General features: G+C 72.5%; 11 protein-coding genes. 9 read left to right on the top strand and 2 right to left on the bottom strand.

The window, feature by feature from the left end; translation table 11 throughout:
- The first annotated feature begins 4 nt into the window (after window positions 1-4).
- Genes AC0699_RS26680 through AC0699_RS26660 form a run of 5 tightly spaced genes read left to right on the top strand, consistent with a single transcriptional unit; the run spans window position 5 to window position 5,354 of the window.
- Window positions 5-1,294, top strand: coding sequence for a hypothetical protein (locus AC0699_RS26680; RefSeq protein WP_478664851.1), 1,290 nt, complete (start codon window positions 5-7; stop codon window positions 1,292-1,294).
- On the top strand, window positions 1,291-2,238 hold the full coding sequence (locus AC0699_RS26675) for a glycosyltransferase family 2 protein (protein WP_478664848.1): 948 nt from the start codon (window positions 1,291-1,293) through the stop codon (window positions 2,236-2,238). Before AC0699_RS26680 ends, AC0699_RS26675 begins: the two co-directional genes overlap by 4 nt.
- Complete coding sequence (locus AC0699_RS26670; protein WP_478664846.1) at window positions 2,235-3,473, top strand: polysaccharide pyruvyl transferase family protein; 1,239 nt, start codon at window positions 2,235-2,237, stop codon at window positions 3,471-3,473. The genes AC0699_RS26675 and AC0699_RS26670 overlap by 4 nt, the downstream gene beginning before the upstream one ends.
- Entirely contained in the window at window positions 3,470-4,021 is a 552-nt protein-coding gene (gene rfbC / locus AC0699_RS26665) for a dTDP-4-dehydrorhamnose 3,5-epimerase (protein ID WP_478664843.1), read from the top strand. Before AC0699_RS26670 ends, rfbC begins: the two co-directional genes overlap by 4 nt.
- Window positions 4,022-4,028: 7 nt before the next feature.
- A complete protein-coding gene (locus AC0699_RS26660; protein WP_478664840.1) occupies window positions 4,029-5,354 on the top strand; it encodes a glutamate-1-semialdehyde 2,1-aminomutase in 1,326 nt (441 codons plus the stop codon).
- A 12-nt stretch (window positions 5,355-5,366) separates the two neighbouring features.
- Here AC0699_RS26660 and AC0699_RS26655 read toward each other — a convergent pair whose 3' ends face one another.
- Window positions 5,367-6,041, bottom strand: a complete 675-nt coding sequence (locus AC0699_RS26655; protein WP_478664839.1) for a phosphatase PAP2 family protein — start codon at window positions 6,039-6,041, stop codon at window positions 5,367-5,369.
- Window positions 6,042-6,450: 409 nt separating this feature from the next.
- Entirely contained in the window at window positions 6,451-7,119 is a 669-nt protein-coding gene (locus AC0699_RS26650; protein ID WP_478664837.1) for a TetR/AcrR family transcriptional regulator, read from the bottom strand.
- Between the two features lie 56 nt (window positions 7,120-7,175).
- Between AC0699_RS26650 and AC0699_RS26645 the strand changes: the two genes are divergently transcribed.
- The 4 genes from AC0699_RS26645 (at window position 7,176) to AC0699_RS26630 (ending at window position 18,626) form a co-directional block, all read left to right on the top strand.
- The gene (locus AC0699_RS26645; protein WP_478664835.1) at window positions 7,176-8,624 is read left to right on the top strand and encodes an MFS transporter; all 1,449 of its coding nucleotides are present in this window, start codon (window positions 7,176-7,178) and stop codon (window positions 8,622-8,624) included.
- Window positions 8,621-9,013: a cupin domain-containing protein gene (locus AC0699_RS26640; protein ID WP_478664834.1), complete on the top strand. Its 393-nt coding sequence runs from the start codon at window positions 8,621-8,623 to the stop codon at window positions 9,011-9,013. Before AC0699_RS26645 ends, AC0699_RS26640 begins: the two co-directional genes overlap by 4 nt.
- 146 nt (window positions 9,014-9,159) lie before the next feature.
- Window positions 9,160-17,103, top strand: coding sequence for an SDR family NAD(P)-dependent oxidoreductase (locus tag AC0699_RS26635; RefSeq protein ID WP_478664832.1), 7,944 nt, complete (start codon window positions 9,160-9,162; stop codon window positions 17,101-17,103).
- The gene (locus AC0699_RS26630; RefSeq protein WP_478664830.1) at window positions 17,100-18,626 is read left to right on the top strand and encodes a tryptophan 7-halogenase; all 1,527 of its coding nucleotides are present in this window, start codon (window positions 17,100-17,102) and stop codon (window positions 18,624-18,626) included. The genes AC0699_RS26635 and AC0699_RS26630 overlap by 4 nt, the downstream gene beginning before the upstream one ends.
- Window positions 18,627-18,807 lie beyond the last annotated feature (181 nt).

Here is an 18,807-nt window from a genome sequence, read left to right as displayed (position 1 = left end):
GCCGATGACCACCGAGGAGGAGAAGGCGACGGCACCGGCCGGATCCGCAGGGCGGGCCTTCGTCGGCCGGCTGTCCTGGGGACTGGCCGACCAGGCGGCCTCCAGCATCAGCAACTTCGCGGTGGGCATCTACGTGGCGCGCTCGCTGGGGGTGACCGCGTTCGGCGTGTTCAGCCTCGCCTGGGTGACCTACGGCGTGGTGCTCAACGTCTCCCGCGGCCTTGCCACCGATCCGCTCGTTGTGCGCTTCAGCGGGGTGCCGGACGCGTCCTGGCGCAGGGCGGTGGCCCGGTCGTCGGGCACCGCGCTCGGCGTCGGTGCCGCCATCGGTGCGGCGTGTCTGGTGGCCGGCCTCGCTCTCGGCGGCCGCGTGGGGCCCGCGTTCGCCTGTCTCGGCGTCATGCTGCCGGGGCTGCTGCTGCAGGACGCCTGGCGGTACGCGTTCTTCGCCGCGGGCACCGGACGGAAGGCGTTCGTCAACGACGTCGTGTGGGGCGTCGCGCTCGTCCCGGCCATGGTCGTGGCGGCCCGCGTGGGCAGCGTGGCCGCGTTCGTGCTCGCGTGGGGCGCGTCCGCCACGGTGGCCGCGGGGTACGGCTACGTCCAGTCCGGCATCAGGCCCCGGATGTCCCGGGCTCGCGCGTGGCTGCGCGAACAACACGACCTCGGCTACCGGTACCTGGTCGAGAACGTCAGCCTCAGCGGCGCGAGCCAGCTGCGCGCGTACGGGCTCGGTGCGATCGCCGGGGTCGGCGCGGTGGGTGCGGTCCGGGGCGCCGAGCTGCTGCTCGGCCCGTTCCTCGCCGTGCTGATGGGGCTGTCGCTCGTCACCGTCGCGGAGGCGGCACGGGTGCTGCGGCGGGCCCCGCACCGCCTCGGCAGGTTCTGCCTCCTGCTGGGGGGCGGGCAGGCCGCCGCCGCGCTGCTCTGGGGCGGGGCACTGCTCCTGATACCGGACCGGCTCGGCGAGCTGGTGCTCGGCGGCGTCTGGCACTCCGCCTCGCAGCTCATCGTGCCGGTCACCCTCGGCGTCGCGGGCGCCGGCCTCGGCACCGGCGCGGCGGCCGGGCTGCGCGCGCTCGCCGCGGCCCGGCGCAGCCTGCGCTGCCAGCTGTTCGCCTCCGCCTGCTACGTCGCCGGCGGGCTCGGCGGCGCGGCCCTGGGCGGCACGGTCGGCTCGGCCTGGGGCGTCGCCACCGCGACCCTCGCCGGCTCGGCCGTGTGGTGGCTGCAGCTGCGGTCCGCCCTCCGCGAGCGCCTGAAAGAACCTATCTGTGAAGTGAGGACGTCATGACCGCCCATCCCCGGCTGAGCCTCGGCCTGCCCGTGTACAACGGCGAGGAGTATCTGGCCGAATCGCTCAACGCCCTGCTCGGCCAGACCTACGAGGACTTCGAGCTGGTCATCTCCGACAACGCCTCGACCGACGGGACCGAGAACATCTGCCGCACGTACGCCGCGCAGGACTCGCGGATCCGGTACATCCGGCTGCCCCGGAACATCGGCGCCGCGCCGAATCACAACTATGTCTTCACCGAGTGCCGCGGCGAGCTGTTCAAATGGGCCTCGCACGACGACCTGTACGCCCGGGACCTGCTGGGGCGCTGCGTCGAGGCGCTGGACGAGAGGCCGGACGTGGTCCTCGCCCACTCCGGGCAGGCGGTCATCGACGGCGACGGCCAGGTGAAGGTCCCCTACGAGTACGGGCTCGCCACCGACTCCCCGCACGCGCCGGAGCGCTTCCGCAGCCTGCTCTTCGAGCCCGGCGGCGACGACTTCTACGGGGTGATGCGGGCCGACATGCTGCGCCGGGTGAAGCCGCACGACAGCTACCACCACGCGGACCGCACGTTCGTCGCCGAGATCACGCTGCACGGGCCCTTCCACCAGGTGCCGGAGCTGCTGTACTTCCGCCGCGACCACCCCACCCGCGCCGAGCGGGCGAACCCTTCCAAGCGCTCCCGGTGCATCAATCTGGACCCCCGCCGGGCGGGCCCGCTGCACCCGACGCCGCGGCTGCTCGCCGAGTACGTCTGGGGCTTCGCCTCGGCGATCCGGCGGGCGCCGTTGTCCCCGGCCGACCGGCGCGCCTGCTACCGCCACCTGGCCGCGTGGATGACCAGCCGGGTCCGGCCGGGCGCCGGCGAGCGGGTCGAGGACCGCGCCCCGGTCGACCCGGCCCGGCTCACCGTCTCCGTCGACTCCCTCGTCGCCGGCCGTCAGAGGAGGCGGGCGTGACGCCTCCGCCCGGAACCCCGGTACGCGTCGGGGTGTTCGGTCTGCTCGGCTCCGGCAACCTCGGCAACGACGGGTCGCTCGAGGCCGTGCTCGGGTACTTGCGCGCCGACCACCCGGAGGCGGTCGTGGACGCACTCTGCGGCGGACCCGAGGCCGTCGCGGCCCGGTACGGCATCCCGGCGACGCGGCTGCACTGGTATCGCGGGGAGTACCGGACCGCGTCACGTGCGGGCGCGATCGCGGCGAAGGGGCTGGGCAAGCTCGTCGACGTCGTCCGCACTGCCGCATGGGTGCGCCGGCACGACGTGGTGATCGTGCCGGGCATGGGCGTCCTTGAGGCCACGCTGCCACTGCGGCCGTGGGGCTTCCCGTACTCGCTGTTCCTGCTCTGCGCGAGCGGCCGCCTGTTCGGCACCCGGGTCGCCCTGGTCGGCGTCGGCGCGGACGCGATCGCCGACCGGGCGACGCGAGCCCTGGTGCGCCGGTCTGCGCGGCTGGCCGCCTACCGGTCGTACCGCGACACCCTGTCCCGTGACGCGATGCGGGCGATGGGCGTGGACACCACGCGCGACGAGGTCCACCCGGACCTCGCGTTCGCCCTGCCGGCGCCGCCGACGAGCATGCCATCGGGCGCGCCGGGCACGGTCTGCTTCGGCGTCATGGACTTCCACGGCGGCAACGACGACCGGGCCCGGGCCGAGGAGATCCACCGGCGCTACCTCGAGGGGACGACCCGCTTCGTCCGCGCGCTGGTCGAGGAGGGCAGACCGGTCCGGCTGCTCACCGGCGACGCGTGCGACGCGCCGGTGGCCGCCGCGATCGTCGGCGCGGTGGACTCGCCGCTGGTCACCGCCGCCGAGGCGGCCTCGCTGGCCGACCTGATGAAGGAGACGGCGGCCGCCGGCACCGTGGTGGCGACCCGGTACCACAACCTGATCTGCGCGCTGAAGGTCGGCACACCGACGCTCGCCCTCAGCTACGCGGCGAAGAGCGACGCGCTCATGGACCGGATGGGCCTGGCCGCGTACTGCCATCCGGCGCGCGAGGTCGACGCCGACCGGCTGCTGGAGCAGTTCCGGGCGCTGGAGAAGCGATCGGCGGAGCTGCGCCGGACCCTCGCCGAGCGGAACCTGGTCGCCGCCCGGCAACTCGAGCGCCAGTTCTCCGCCCTGACGGCGGCCCTGTTCCCGACGACCGACCACGCCGACGCCCACGCGCGGCAGGAGGCTCCATGAAAGCGACCGAAGTCCCGGCGATCGCCGGCGCGTACCTCTTCGAGCCGACGCCTTACGCCGACGAGCGCGGCTTCTTCTGCCGCACCTTCGACGCCGACGTGGTCCGCTCGGTGGGCCTCGACCCGGACGCCTTCGTCCAGGACAGCCTGTCCCGCTCGGTCCGGGGCGTGCTGCGCGGCCTGCACCTGCGCTCCGGCGCCGGCGAGGCCAAGCTCGTGCGGTGCTCGTACGGGAGGATCTTCGACGTCGTCGTGGACCTGCGGCCGGACTCGCCGACCTTCCTGGGCCGGGCCTTCTTCGAGCTGTCCGGTGAGACGCAGACGACGCTCTACATTCCGGCGGGGTGCGCGCACGGCTTCCAGGCGCTGACCGAGACCGCCGACACCTCGTACCGGATCGACCGCCCGCACGACCCGGCCGAGGACGTGACGATCGCCTACAACGACCCGGAGCTCGCCATTCCCTGGCCGCTGCCGGTCACCTCGATGTCCGAGCGGGACCGGAAGGCGCCGAGCCTCGCCGAGGTCCTCCAGCACAAGGAAAGGTGAAGCCGGCGTGGACACCGAAGAGTTCCTCCTCCCCCGGTCGCGGACGGCGAACGAGCGGCTGCACGCCCTGATCCCCGGGGGCGCGCACACCTACGCCAAGGGCGACGACCAGTACCCCGAGAACCTGGCCCCGGTCATCAGCCACGGCCGCGGTGCCCACGTGTGGGACGTCGACGGCAACCGCTACATCGAGTACGGCTCCGGCCTGCGGTCGGTCAGCCTCGGCCACGCCCACCCGCGCGTGATCGAGGCGGTGCGGCGGGAACTCGACCGCGGCAGCAACTTCGTCCGGCCGTCCATCGTGGAGGTCGAAGCCGCGGAACGCTTCCTGGCCACGGTGCCGACCGCCGAGATGGTGAAGTTCGCCAAGAACGGCTCCGACGCCACCACCGCCGCGGTGCGCCTCGCCCGCGCCGCCACCGGGCGCCCGCGGGTGGCCATCTGCGCCGACCATCCGTTCTTCTCCGTCGACGACTGGTTCATCGGCACCACGCCGATGTCCGCCGGTGTTCCGGCGGCCACCAACGAGCTCACCGTGGCGTTCCCTTACGGGGACCTGGCCGCCACGGAGGAGCTGCTCACCCGGTACCAGGACGAGGTCGCCTGCCTGATCCTCGAACCCGCCACCCACACCGAGCCGCCGCCCGGGTACCTCGTCGGCCTGCGCGAGCTGGCCGACCGGCACGGCTGCGTACTGATCTTCGATGAGATGATCACCGGCTTCCGCTGGTCCGAGGCGGGCGCCCAGGGCCTGTACGGCGTCGTCCCCGACCTCTCCACGTTCGGCAAGGCGCTCGGCAACGGATTCGCCGTCTCCGCGCTGGCCGGGCGCCGCGATCTGATGGAGCGGGGCGGGCTGCGTCACTCCGGCGACCGGGTGTTCCTGCTGTCCACCACGCACGGTGCGGAAACGCACTCTCTGGCAGCCGCGATGGCCGTGCAGACCACCTACGCCGAGGAGGGCGTCACCGCACAACTGCACGCCCTCGGCGATCGGTTGGCGGCTGGTGTCCGCGACGCCGCGGCCGGCATGGGCGTCGGCGACCACATCGTCGTCCGGGGCCGGGCCAGCAACCTGGTCTTCGCCACCCTCGACGAGAACCGGCAGCCGTCGCAGCAGTACCGCACCCTGTTTCTGCGCCGGCTCCTCGCGGGCGGGGTGCTGGCCCCGTCGTTCGTGGTGAGCAGCGCACTCGGCGAAGCCGACATCGATCACACCGTCGACGTGGTGGCCCAGGCATGTGCGGTGTACCGGAAGGCACTGGACGCCGCTGACCCCACCCCCTGGCTGGCCGGACGACCGGTGAAGCCCGTGTTCCGCCGCTTAGGGTGACGTGACGTGACGTCAGCGGCGCTCCCGCCGACCGGCGTCGGCCATCCGGTCGGCCATCCGGTCGACCAGCCACGCGGCCGCCGGTATCACCGCCAGCGCGGTGCACCAGCCGCCGAGGACGTCGGTCGGGTAGTGCGCGCCCAGGGCGACCTGCGCCCAGCCCATGGCGGCGCCGGCGACCAGCGCCGCGGCGAGCACGAGTAGCGTGCCGGCCGTCCTGCCGAGGCCGGACCGGCCGGTCGCGAACAGGGCCACCATGAGGGCGAGCGCGGTGAGGAAGGCGGTGTGCCCGCTCGGATAGGACAGGTTGCCGTCGCCGTGGATGGTGCGTCCCACCAGGGGCTTGAGCAGCGTAGTCGTCCCCACGGTCATGCCGGCCCCCGCAACGACGAACGCCGCCGCGCGAGGACGCCGAAGCAGCAGACAGGCCGTGACGGCGGCCCCGACCAGCGTCGCCGCTCCGGCGGGCTCCCCCAAGAAGTCAACGGCCAGAGCGAGGGCCCGCCACGGCGGCCTCACACTGTCTGCCGTCGGCTCGATGACCCACCTGTCCACCCGTCCAGGCTCGCTGTGGCCGGAGTACAGCACCCCGAGCACGACGACCACCAGCGCGGCGAGCGTCGCAACAGGCCCGAGCCACACGCGCAGCGATGGGGGCAGCACCGCGGGCGCCGACCGGCCGGTCACACGCTCACCACGTCCGGTCGACCTGCGGTGCTCTGCCGTGATCGGTAGATGGTGTTCCGGATCTCGACTTCTTGAGGCAGGGAGAGGGTGCGGCCCTTCATCCGACCGATGGGCAGCCATGAATCAGCGGCTTCCTGTCCGACGCCACTGACGCCGGTCGACGTGGCCTTCGGCTTCGGCCGACGCCAACTTCCCCACCAACGAGCCCCCGTCGTATCTGACTTGGCCCGCGCGGGAGCCATCAGCCTGTGCAGCCCCGAACTCGCCGGCCTGTCCATCACCCTGGTCAAGGGCAGCCGAATCAGTCTCTGCTTGCCACCCTAACCAACAATGCGGACGCGGCAAACCGCCGTCGGAAAGTCCGCATGTCAGCACTCCGCGAATCTTGGTCGTCGTCGGCTGCGGGCCGTCAGTGGGCGGCGAGGAGGCCGTCCACCAGGGCCCGGAGTCCGTCCACGTACGTGTCCTCGGCGGTCAGCGGCGCCCACTGGTCCGCGACCTGCGCCAAGCGGGGAAGCTCGCCCGGATCGATGCCGGCGAAGACCTGGTCCCGGTAGGTCGCACGGTCATCGTCTACGCGCCGCCGGGCCGCTGTCGTCCGGACCACGATCTCTCCGGCGGTGTAGTACCAGATCGCGCGGTAGCCGTGCACGGCCCGCCCGGGGGGCAGTCCGCATTCGACCAGGCCGTCGACGATCTGCTCGACGAACCACAGTGCGGACGTGGACATCAGGTCGTCGGCGGTCAGCACCTCCACGATCCAGGGGCAGGCGGCGAGCGCCTCGTGGATCGCGGCGGCGGCGGTGATGATCCGCTCGCGAGGGAGGGCGGGTGGTTCGGGTTGGCGCAGTGTCCGCGCGGCGTAGTCGTCCAGCAGCAGGACGAGCAGTTCTTCCTTGTTGCGGACGTGATGGTAGAGCGCCATCGGCGTACTGCCGACCTCCGTGGCCAGCCGCCGCATGGTCAGCCGGTCCACGCCTTCCTCGTCCACGATCCGTCGGGCCGTCTCGACGACTTCCGCGCGGGAGATACGGGGTGGTCGGCCGCGGGCTTTGCGCGGTGCGGACGGTTGCGGCATGTCCCCATCATCCCCCAGGTGTCGACAGTGGCGATCCCCTGGGCTAATTTACTTACATGTATAAAAACTTACCGGGGCGCCCTGGTGTGGTGCTGGCGGCGGCGGCCGTCGCCCAGTTCGTCGTCGCCCTGGACATGTCGGTGGTCAACGTCGCACTGCCCGCGATCCGCACCGCGCTGGGATTCGCGCCGCTCGACCTGTCGTGGGTCGTGCACGTCTACGCGCTCACTTTCGGCGGGCTTCTGCTGCTGGGTGGCCGCGCCTGCGACCTGTACGGCCGACGCCGGCTGTTCGTGCTGGGCCTGGCCGTCTTCGGGCTGTGCTCGCTGGCCGGCGGGCTGGCCCAGGCACCCTGGCAACTGATCACCGCCCGCGCCGGACAGGGCCTGGGGGCCGCCGCGGCAGCGCCGGCCGCACTGGCCATGCTGACCACCGCCTTCCCTGAGGGTCCCCGGCACGTCCGCGCGCTCGGGGTGTGGAGCGCGGTGAACGCCGCAGGGGGAGCGCTGGGCGTGCTGGCCGGTGGGCTGCTGACCGAGTACGCGGGCTGGCGCTGGGTGATGCTGATCAACCTGCCCGTCGTCGCGGCGGCACTCGCGCTGGTACCCGCAGGGGTGCCCGCCGGTGCACAGCCCGCCCGGCGTGAAAGGCTGGATGCGCTCGGGGCAGCGCTCGCGACGGGTGGAATCGGGCTACTGGTGTTCGGTGTTGTCCGCACCGACACCCTCGGGTGGGGCTCCCCGGCCACGCTGGCGACTCTCGCCGCCGCGGCCGCGCTACTGGCCGCTTTCACCTTCGCCGAATCCAGGACGCCCACCCCGCTGCTGCGCCTCGGCCTGCTGCGCAGCCGCTGGGTCGCCGGTGCCAACGTGCTGGTGTTCTTGGCCGCGGCCGGGCAGTTCGCGGCGTTCTACTTCGTGTCCCTGTACATGCAACAGGTCCTGGGAATGGGTGCCGCAGAGACCGGCGCCGCGTTCCTGCCCTTCTCCGTGGGCCTGGTCGCGGGCACCGTCGTGGCGACCCGCGTCACCGCCACCCGCACCCCACGGGCGTGCCTGGTGCCCGGGGCCCTGCTGGCCGCCGCCGGCCTGGGCTGGTTCGCCTTCATCAGCCCCGGCGGCGGCTTCCTCACCGACGTGCTCGGCCCATCCGTCGTCACCAGCATCGGCGCCGGACTGGTGCTGGCCCCGGTCGCCGCCGCGGCAACCACCGGCATCGCCCCCCGCGAGGCCGGAATGGCCTCCGGCGTGCTCAACAGCTCCCGCCAACTCGGCGGCTGCGTCGGCCTGGCTGCCCTCGCCACCATCGCCGCACACCGCACCGGCACGGCCACCGACCCCTCCGCGGTCACCGACGGCTACGCCGCGAGCCTGGCCGTCGCTGCCGCCCTGTTCGTGCTCGCGGCGGCCGTGGCGATCGGCGTACTGCCCGGCCGCCGAGTCGCCACACCTCTCCCGCAACCCGCCGCCCCGGCAGAGAACCGACTGGAAGGAAAGCCGTCATGACGACCCCCATCGACCTGTTCGCCTCGGCACTGCATTTCCACCCCGACGGCGACGTCCGAGCCGCCGAACGCCGGATGACGAGCAGCGACTCCGGCGCTTGGCAGGTCGCAACCTTCCACGTGGAGACCGACGCCGACGTCCACGCCGACCACTGGGAGATGCACCCGGAGGCCGAGGAGGCGGTGTGCTGCCTGACCGGAGGCGTCCGCCTGTACTTCCGTCCCACCAGGCCCGACGACGCCGAGGACATGGTGCAGTTACGGGCAGGCACCGCCGTGATCGTCCCCCGCGGGCGCTGGCACCGCTTGGAACTGGACACCCCCAGCGACCTGATGTCCATCACCCTTCGTCACGGCACCCGCCTCGAAAGGTGCACCGACACTCGCTGAAACCCTCGCCAAAGATAACGGAGAGTTACCGGACCGTTGTGGCATGTGGACACGGCGAGCCGGCCCGGGGTCGTCCGGAACATGGCGGCTACGAGTCGGCGTAGGCTCAACGTCGGTGCAGCGCAGAGGATTTGGAAGGCGGGAACGTGAGGCGTGACGAGCTGATCCGGCCGGTGCCGGAACTGTTGAAAGAGCACGCCGAGCTGGCGGCGGAACGAGTCGCGTACTCCGACTCCTCGCGCAGCGTCACCTACTTCGAGCTGGAGCGTCGCACCCGCGCGCTGGCCGCGTACCTCACCCGGACGGGGCTCGGCCGCGGCGACCGCGTCGCGATCTGCCTCGGCAACTGCGTGGAGATGGTGGAGAGCTGCCTCGCCGTCCTGCGGGCCGGGATGGTCGGCGTCCCGCTCAATCCGCGCTCCTCCGACACCGAACTGGCTCACTTCCTCCAGGACAGTGGCGCCGCCTTCGTCATCACGGACTCCGCGCACCTCGCACAACTGCGGCGGCTGGGACCGTCGTACGACCGCTTGGGCGTCCTGGTCACCGGGACCGGCCCGGTCCCGGACGGCACCCAGCTGTTTCAGAGCGCGGCCGAGAGCTACGGTGCCGCGGAGATCGACATGCTCGGGCTCGACGATCCGGCCTGGATGCACTACACCTCCGGCACCACCCACCGGCCCAAAGGCGTACTGTCCACGCAGCGGGCCGCGCTGTGGTCCGTGGCCGCCTGCTACGCCCCGATCTTCGGTCTCTCGTCCGACGACCGGCTGCTCTGGCCGCTTCCGCTGTTCCACAGTTTCGGCCACTCGCTTGCGATCCTGGGCGTGACAGCCGTGGGCGCGAGCGCCCGGATCGCCGGTGAGCTGCTGCCGCCGGGCGGTCTGCGGCAGGAGCTGCTCACGGCGTACGAGGGGCTCGGCGGGCCCTTCACCATGCTGGCCGGCGTGCCCACGACGTATCACCGGCTGGTCGGCGCGGCCGGCAAGGCCCCGCAGGCGCTGCGGATGTGCGTCGTGGCCGGTGCGCCGAGTGGTCCCGCTCTGCGCACGGCCGTGGAGGAGACCCTTCGGGCGCCGCTGCTCGACGCGTACGGCAGCACCGAGACCTGCGGCATGATCGCGGTGAATCGTCCCGAGGGGCCCTGGGTCGAAGGTTCCTGCGGGCCGCCTGTCCCGGGCATGGACGTACGCGTCGTCGATCCGGGGAGCGGCGCGGACGTCCCGGACGGGACCGAGGGCGAGGTCTGGGTGCGTGGGCCGAGCCTGATGACCGGGTATCACGAGCAGCCCGAGGCGACGGCCGCCGCGCTGCGGGACGGCTGGTACCGCACCGGCGACCTCGGCCGCCGGGTCGAACACGGCCACCTCAAGCTCACCGGCCGGGTCAGCGAGCTGATCATCCGCGGCGGCGAGAACATCCACCCGACGGAGATCGAGCAGGCGCTGCTGGAATGTCCCGGCGTGTCCGACGCCGTGGTCGTGGGTGTGCCGCACGACGTGCTCGGCGAGGTGCCGGTCGCCCTCGTCGTACCGGGTCCGGACGGGATCGACGCACGGCGGGTGCTCGCCGAGTGCCGGACCCGACTGGCCGACTACAAGGTCCCGGTCGAGATCCGGGAGATCGCCGCCGTTCCGCGTACGGCATCCGGCAAGATCACCCGGCACGCGCTGGTCGTCCCTGCGCCGGCCGCCCCGGTCGCTGCCGGCACCGCCCTGCGCGAGCGGCTTCTCGCTCTCTCACGCGACGAGCAGGAACGTGCGCTACGCGAGACCGTGCTCACCGAAACGGCCGAGGTCTGCCGGTGTACGCCGGGCGATCCGCCGGACGCGGACAGTCCGTTCGCGGATCTCGGCATGACGTCCGTCGGCGCGGTCGGGCTGCTGGACCGGCTCGGTGCGCTGACCGGACTGAGCCTGCCGACGACGCTGGTCTTCGACCACCCGACGCCGGCCGCGGTGGCTCGGTACCTGCGCGTCGCGCTCTTCGAGCGCGAGCCCATGGGGCACCCGCAGTCGTACGACCGACAGGTCCGGTCCTCCGAAAACGACGAGGACGATCCCGTCGTGATCGTCGCCATGGGCTGCCGGTACCCCGGTGACGTCAACTCCCCCGAGGATCTTTGGGAGTTGGTGTCGCAAGGCCGGGACGCCATCTCGGAATTCCCTACCGACCGCGGCTGGGACCTGAACGCCCTGTACGACCCCGACCCCGACCGGATCGGCACGTCGTACACGCGCCACGGCGGATTCCTGCACCGGGCCGCGGAGTTCGACGCCGGGCTGTTCGGGATCTCGCCGCGCGAGGCGCTCGCGATGGATCCGCAGCAGCGACTGCTCCTGGAGACGTCCTGGGAGGTGTGGGAACGGGCCGGGATCGACCCGGCGTCGCTGCGCGAGAGCGACACCGGCGTGTTCGTCGGCGTGATGCACGGCGACTACTCCGCCCGCTTCACCCGCTGCCACGAGCTGGAGGCGCACCTGGGCCTGGGTTCGACGGGCAGCGTTGCCTCCGGACGGATCTCGTACGTGTACGGTCTGCACGGTCCCGCGATCACGGTCGACACCGCCTGCTCGTCCTCGCTGGTGGCACTGCACTGGGCGGTGCGGGCGCTGCGCTCGGGCGAGTGCTCGCTGGCGCTGGCCGGCGGGGTCACGGTGATGTCGACGCCCAAGCCGTTCCTCGCCTTCAGCCGACAGCGCGGGCTGTCGCCGGACGGGCGCTGCAAGTCGTTCTCGGCGGCGGCCGACGGTACGGCCTGGGGCGAGGGCGTGGGACTCGTCCTGCTGGAGCGGCTGTCCGACGCGCGGCGGGGCGGCCATCCGGTCCTGGCCGTGCTCCGCGGCTCCGCCGTCAACTCCGACGGAGCGTCCAACGGGCTCACCGCACCCCACGGCCCGGCACAGCAGCGGCTGATCTCGCAGGCGCTGGCGGACGCGGGGCTGCGTGCCGGTGATGTGGACGTGGTGGAGGCCCACGGCACGGGCACCAAGCTGGGCGACCCCATCGAGGCGCAGGCCCTCCTGGCCACGTACGGACAGGACCGCGAGCAGCCGCTGTGGCTCGGGTCGGTCAAGTCCAACCTCGGGCACACACAGGCGGCGGCCGGAGTCGCCGGCGTCATCAAGATGGTGCAGGCCATGCGGCACGGCGAACTGCCCCGCACCCTGCACGCCGACGCGCCCACACCGCACGTCGACTGGTCCTCGGGCCGCGTGGAACTGCTGACCGCCCCCCGGCCCTGGCCGGCCTCGGACCGGCCACGGCGCGCGGGGGTCTCGGCCTTCGGGATCGGCGGGACCAACGCGCATGTGATTCTGGAAGAGGCACCGGAGACAGAAACGGCGGCCTCCGAGGAGACGGCTGCGACGCCGCCCGTTCCGTGGCTGCTCTCCGCCGCCGACGAAACCGCCCTGCGCGCCCAGGCCCGACGGCTCGCGACCGAAGTCACCGACCGTCCGGGCCTGTTGCCCGCCGATGTCGCTCACTCGCTCGCGGTGTCGCGCTCCGCCCTCACCCATCGGGCGATGGTGCCGACCGGTGACCGGACACGGATGCTGGACGCCCTGAGCGCACTCGCGGAGGGCCGGGACGCACCGGGAGTCGTACGAGGACTGGCGGACCCGGAGATCCGTACGGCCTTCCTCTTCACCGGACAAGGTGCCCAGCGCCCCCGGATGGGCGCCGAACTGCGCGCCGTCTTCCCCGTCTTCGCCGAAGCCTTCGACGAGGTCTGCCGGTACCTGGACGACCGTCTCCCACAGCCGCTCAGTGCGGTGCTGTCCGCCGAGCCGGGCTCACCGGAAGCAGCTCTTCTGGACCGTACGGACGTCACGCAGGCCGGACTGTTCGCCTTCGAGGTGGCGCTGTTCCGGCTGCTGGAGTCGTGGGGCGTTCGAGCCGACCGTCTTGTGGGCCACTCCGTCGGCGAACTGGCGGCTGCGCATGTCGCCGGCGTACTCGATCTGCCCGATGCGGCGAGGCTCGTCGCCGCTCGCGGCCGGCTGATGCAGGCGTTGCCCGAGGGCGGCGCGATGGTGGCACTGGACGCGGCCGAGGAGGAAGTCCTCCCGGTGCTGGCCGAGTTCAGGGCGCAGGTGGCGATCGCATCCGTCAACGGGCCACGCTCGGTCGTGGTCTCGGGCGCGGAGGACTCGGTGCTCGCGGTGGCGGGCGGCTTCGAGGCGCGCGGCCGCCGGGCCGTACGGCTGCGGGTGAGCCACGCCTTCCACTCACCCCTGGTGGAGCCGATGCTTGACGAATTCCTGGTCGCTGCCCGGGAGTTGACCTACCGGCCGCCGCGCATCCCGATCGTCTCCACCCTGACGGGCCGGCCCGCCGAGGCCTCGGACCTGTGCTCGCCCGGGTACTGGGCGCGGCACGCCCGGCTTCCTGTGCGCTTCGCCGACGCCGTGCGCCGGCTCGCGGACGACGGAGTCTCGGCCTATCTGGAACTCGGTCCCGGGCCCGTGCTGACCGCGGCGGCCACCGACTGTCTGACGGACGGGGTCACGAGGGGCCCCGTGCTCGCCGTGGCGACACGAGGCGGTGAGTACGAACCGGAGACGCTCCTGTCGGCCGTGGGGCGGCTGCATGTGGCCGGGGCCCCCGTCGACTGGGCGGCGGTGTACGCGGGGTCCGGCGCGCGGCGCGTCGACCTGCCGACGTACGCCTTCCAGCGGCAGCGGTACTGGCTGGACGCGCCGCGCCCGGCGGCGGCCGGTGCTCAGGCGCTGCTGAGCCCGGCCTTCCCGGTACCGGACACCGAGCGGACGGTGCTGACCGGCCTGTTGTCCCTCGCGACCCACCCGTGGCTCGCGGACCATGTCGTCGCCGGGAGCGTGATCGTGCCGGCGACGGTGTTCGTGGAGATGGCCGTGCGAGCGGGCGACGAGGTGGGCTGCGGTGCGGTCGACGACCTCGTGATGCTGTCGCCGCTCGCCCTGCCGGCTTCCACGGGGGTGCGTGTCCAGGTCGTGGTGGGTGCGCAGGACGACTCGGGCCGGCGACCGGTCGACATCTACTCCCGGCCGGAGGAGTCCGCCGAGGACGTCCCATGGATGCGGAACGTCTCCGGACAACTGGGCCGACGTCGTGCCGCGGAGGACGAGCTGACCCAGTGGCCGCCCCAGGGCGCCGAGGCCCTGGATCTCACCGACGCGTACGCCGTCCTCGCCGACGCCGGGCTCGCCTACGGGCCTGCCTTCCAGGGGGTCAGTGCGGTCTGGCGGCGCGGCGACGACGTCTTCGCCGAGGTCCGGCTGCCCGCGTCGCACACCTCCGAAGCGGGCCTCTTCGGACTCCACCCGGCGCTGTTCGACGCCGCGTTGCACGCGCCGCTGTTCGCCGCACCCACCGACACGAGCACTGTCCGGGTGCCGTTCGCATGGAGCGGAGTGAGCCTGCACGCCTCCGGAGCCACCGAGTTGCGGGTCAGGGTGACGTCAATGGGCCCGGACACGGTCTCACTCACCCTGGCCGACCCGTCCGGCCGGCTCGTGGCACGTGTGGACTCCCTGACCACCAGGGAACTCCCGTCCGACCAGGCCGACATGACGGACGACATCGCACGAAGGGCCCTGCTGCGCCCTGAATGGGCCGCCCTCGCGCTCTCCGGCGACGCCGGTGAGCGCGCCTGGGCGGTGCGGGGGCCGGACGAGCTGAACCTCGCCGGGTTCCTGGCCTGCGCCGCCGGCCCCGAGTCCGTCGCCGTCACAGCCGTCGCCCGTGCGGCCGACTCCGATCCGCTGCCCGCCGTGTACGAGTTGACCGGCAGGGTGCTCAAGACGCTGAAGGACTGGCAGGACGATCCGGACTCGGCGAATTCACGGCTGGTAGTGGTGACGAGGGACGCCACCGCGCCGGTACCGGACCTGGCGGGTGCGGCGGTCTGGGGACTGGTGCGTACGGCCCAGTCGGAGCTGCCCGGTCGTGTCGTCCTGGTGGATGTGGACGGGCGGCCCGAGTCGCTGCGGATGCTTCCCGCGGCCGTCGCCACCGGTGAGTCGCAACTCCGCGTGCGGGACGGGCAGGTGACGGTTCCGCGACTGGCCGCGGTCAGTGATGCCGCAGGCGCGGGGACTGGCTTCGGTGCGGACGGTACGGTGCTGATCACCGGAGGCACCGGTGCGCTGGGCGCGGAGCTGGCACGTCACCTGGTCGCCGCACACGGCGTACGTCATCTGCTGCTGACCGGACGCCGTGGGCCTCAGGCGCCCGGGGCGGAGGAACTGCGCGGCGAACTGGAGGGGTTGGGGGCGCAGGTCGGCATCGTCGCCTGCGACGCGGCCGATCGTGCCGCGCTGGCCGAGGTGATCAAGCGCTGCGAGCCGCCGCTGACCGCCGTGGTGCACGCCGCCGGGGTCCTCGACGACGGCGTGCTGGACTCGCTGACCCCCGAGCGGATGGCGGCCGTACTGCGGCCGAAGGCCGACGCGGCCTGGAATCTGCACGAACTGACCCGGGACATGGACCTTTCGGCGTTCGTCGTGTTCTCCTCCGTCTCCGGTCTGCTGGGCCGGGCGGGCCAGGGCAACTACGCGGCCGCGAACTCGTTCCTCGACGCCCTCGCCCACCGCCGCGCCGCCGAAGGACTGCCGACGGTCTCGCTGGCATGGGGTCCGTGGGAGCACGCCGGCGGCATGGCGGCGGGGCAGCCCCAACAGCGCCCACAGCCACGTGACGTGCTCGTGCCGCTGTCCACACAGCAGGGCCTGGCCCTGTTCGACGCCGCGCTGCGCTCGTCGGAGCCGGTACTGGTGCCGATCCTGCTGGACCGGGCCGCGCTTCGGTCCGGTGCGGGGCACCTGCCACCGGCGTTGCGCGGACTCGTCCGTCAGAGCCGGCCGACCGCCGCGGCGGCGGACTCCGGCTCCGAGCAGCTGCTGGAGCCGGGAGCGTGGCGGAAGCGGCTGGACCGGCTGCCTGCGGGCGAGCGGGAGGCGGCGCTCGTGGAGCTGCTGCGGGCCGACGTGGCCGCGGTGCTCGGATACCCGCGCGCCGACGCTCTCCCGGCCGGCAGGACCCTCGCCGACCTGGGTTTCGACTCCCTCACCGCCGTGCAGGTCCGCAACCGGCTGAGCATGGCACTCAAGCTCCGGCTGTCGGCTGCGGTGGTGTTCGAGCACCGCACGGCCGAGGAACTGGCACGCCACCTGCTCGGCCTGCTGGACGGCGGAACGGCCGCTGTAGCCACCCCCGAGGCCACAGAGGCGGAGCGGCCCGCGTACACCCTCTCCTCACTGTTCCGGACGGTCAGTGCCTCCGGACAACCGGTGGCGGCGATGCACCTGCTCGTCACCGCGTCCTGGGCGCTGCCCACCTTCACGGCCGCCCAAGGCCGCGAGCACGCTCTGTCCCCGATCCGCCGCTCCCACGGCCGCCCCGGCGCCGGAAGGCCGACGGTCGTCTACTTCCCGGCCTACCATCCGTCGCTCGCGTCGGACGGCGGCGACTTCCCTCGCTTCCACCACGCCTTCCAGGACGACCTGGACGTCCTGGAATTCCCGCACCCAGGTATCGGCGCCGGTACCGCCGTACCGGAGGACCGCGCCACGCTGGCGCGTACCCAGGCCGAGAGCGTGCTGCGGCACGTCGGGCACGGGCCCTTCATGCTCGTCGGACGATCGGCGGGCGGCAATGTGGCGCACCTGGTGGCCCACCAGCTGGAACGCATGGGCCGGGCACCGACCGGCTTGGTGCTGCTGGACACGTACCACATCACGCCGGACAACAGCGGCGAGGACTGGCTGCTGTCCCTGGCCGCCCCGCCGCCGCAGGACACCGGACGGCCCGTCTTCACCGCGGACGACGACAGCGCCCTGGCCGCGATGGGGGCCTACAACCGGATCTTCCTCGGCTGGGACCCGGAGCCGGTCGCCACGCCCACGCTCCTGGTGCGCGCGCTGCGGCCCACGCACGCCATGGCGGCCTCCGCGGAAGCTGACGACTGGCGGACGACCTGGCCACCGGCGCACGACGTGGTGGACGTCCCCGGCGACCATCTGACGATGATGCGGGAACACGCGGAGACGACCGTGTCGGCGATCCGCGCCTGGACCGAGGCGCGCACGGCGAAGGCAGCCCCATGAGCATCGACGCAGGAACGGAAGGGAGACCAGTGAGTTCCGCCAATTCCGAGCAGGACTTCGACGTCATCGTGGTCGGCGGCGGCCCGGCCGGGGCCACCGTCTCGGCGGCCGTCGCCCTGCGCGGCCATCGTGTCCTCCTCGTCGAGAAGGAGACCTTCCCCCGGTACCAGATCGGCGAATCCCTGCTCCCCTCCACCGTGCACGGCGTGTGCCGGATCCTCGGTGTCGAGGACGAGATGGCGCGTGCGGGCTTCAAACTGAAGCGGGGTGGCACATTCCGCTGGGGCCGGAACCGGGACCCCTGGCAGTTCTCCTTCGCGCTGTCGCCCCGGCTCGCCGACCCGACCTCGTTCGCCTACCAGGTCGAGCGGTCCCGGTTCGACGCGATCCTCCTGGACAACGCCCGCCGGGTCGGCGTCGACGTACGGGAGGGCTGCCGCGTGACCGGCGTGATCGCCGGCGAGGAGCGGGTCCGCGGAGTGCGCTGGACCGGGCCCGACGGCGAGATCCGCGAGGCCGGCGCCCGGTACGTCGTGGACGCCTCCGGCAACGGCAGCAGGATCCACCCGCACGTCGGCGGGAAGCGGACCTACTCCGACTTCTTCCGCAACATCGCGGTGTTCGGCTACTTCGCCGGCGGCGCGCGGCTCCCGGCACCCAACGACGGCAACATCTTCTGCGCCGCCTTCGACGAGGGCTGGATCTGGTACATCCCGCTCCGGGACGACCTCACCAGCGTCGGAGCCGTGGTCGCCCGCGAGAACGCCGAGGCGATCCAGCGGGACCCGGCGACCGCCTGGCGCCGCCTCGTCGACGCCTGCCCGGAGGTACGCGGCTTCCTCGACGGCGTCCCGCAGGCCACCGAGCCACCGTACGACCAAGTCCGCGTCCGCAAGGACTGGTCGTACTGGAAGTCACGGCTGTGGCGTCCCGGCATGGTGCTCGTCGGAGACGCGGCGTGCTTCGTCGATCCGGTGCTGTCCAGCGGAGTCCATCTCGCGACCTACGGCGCACTGCTCGCCGCCCGCTCCATCAACGGCGGCCTCGCCGGAACCCTGGACGAGGACCGTCTGTTCGCCGAGTTCGAGGCCCGCTACCGGCACGAGTACGGCCTGTTCCACGAGTTCCTGGTCTCGTTCTACGACATGCACCAGGACGAGCGGTCGTACTTCTGGAAGGCGCGCAAGGTCACCAACGTCGGTACGACGGAACTCGAGGCGTTCGTCGAGCTGGTGGGCGGTCTGGCATCCGGCGACGCGTCGCTCACCGGGGCGGGGCCCTCGGGCTCACGGCTGACGGCCGTCGCCGACGACTTCGAGCGAGCCGTGCGCCGTCTTCCCGACGCCGACGACCTGCGCAATCCGCTCTACGAGTCCGAGAGCTTCCGGCAGGTGTTCCAGGAGGGGACCGTCCTGCAGGAACGCGGACTGTTCGGCGGGCCGTTGGAGGAGGAGACGCCGCTGCGGCCCGGCGGTCTGGTGGCGTCGGAGGACGGGCTGGCCTGGGTCGAACCTGGGCCGTAGGGGGCGGAACCGGGTTGGTAGTGGGTGGACGGAAACCGGCCGGCCCCGGCCACGAGCCGCCTCTGCCCAGCCGTCGATCGCACCACGCCCCAGGGAACGGAGCAGCACGAAACGTGCCAGCTGCGGCCCCAACGCTGGCTCGCAGAGCGCACGTTCGCCCACTTGCATTGGTCCGCCGACT

The sequence above is a fragment of the Streptomyces sp. NPDC043870 genome, assembly GCF_056435785.1.
This window is presented reverse-complemented; position numbering and strand designations above follow the sequence as displayed.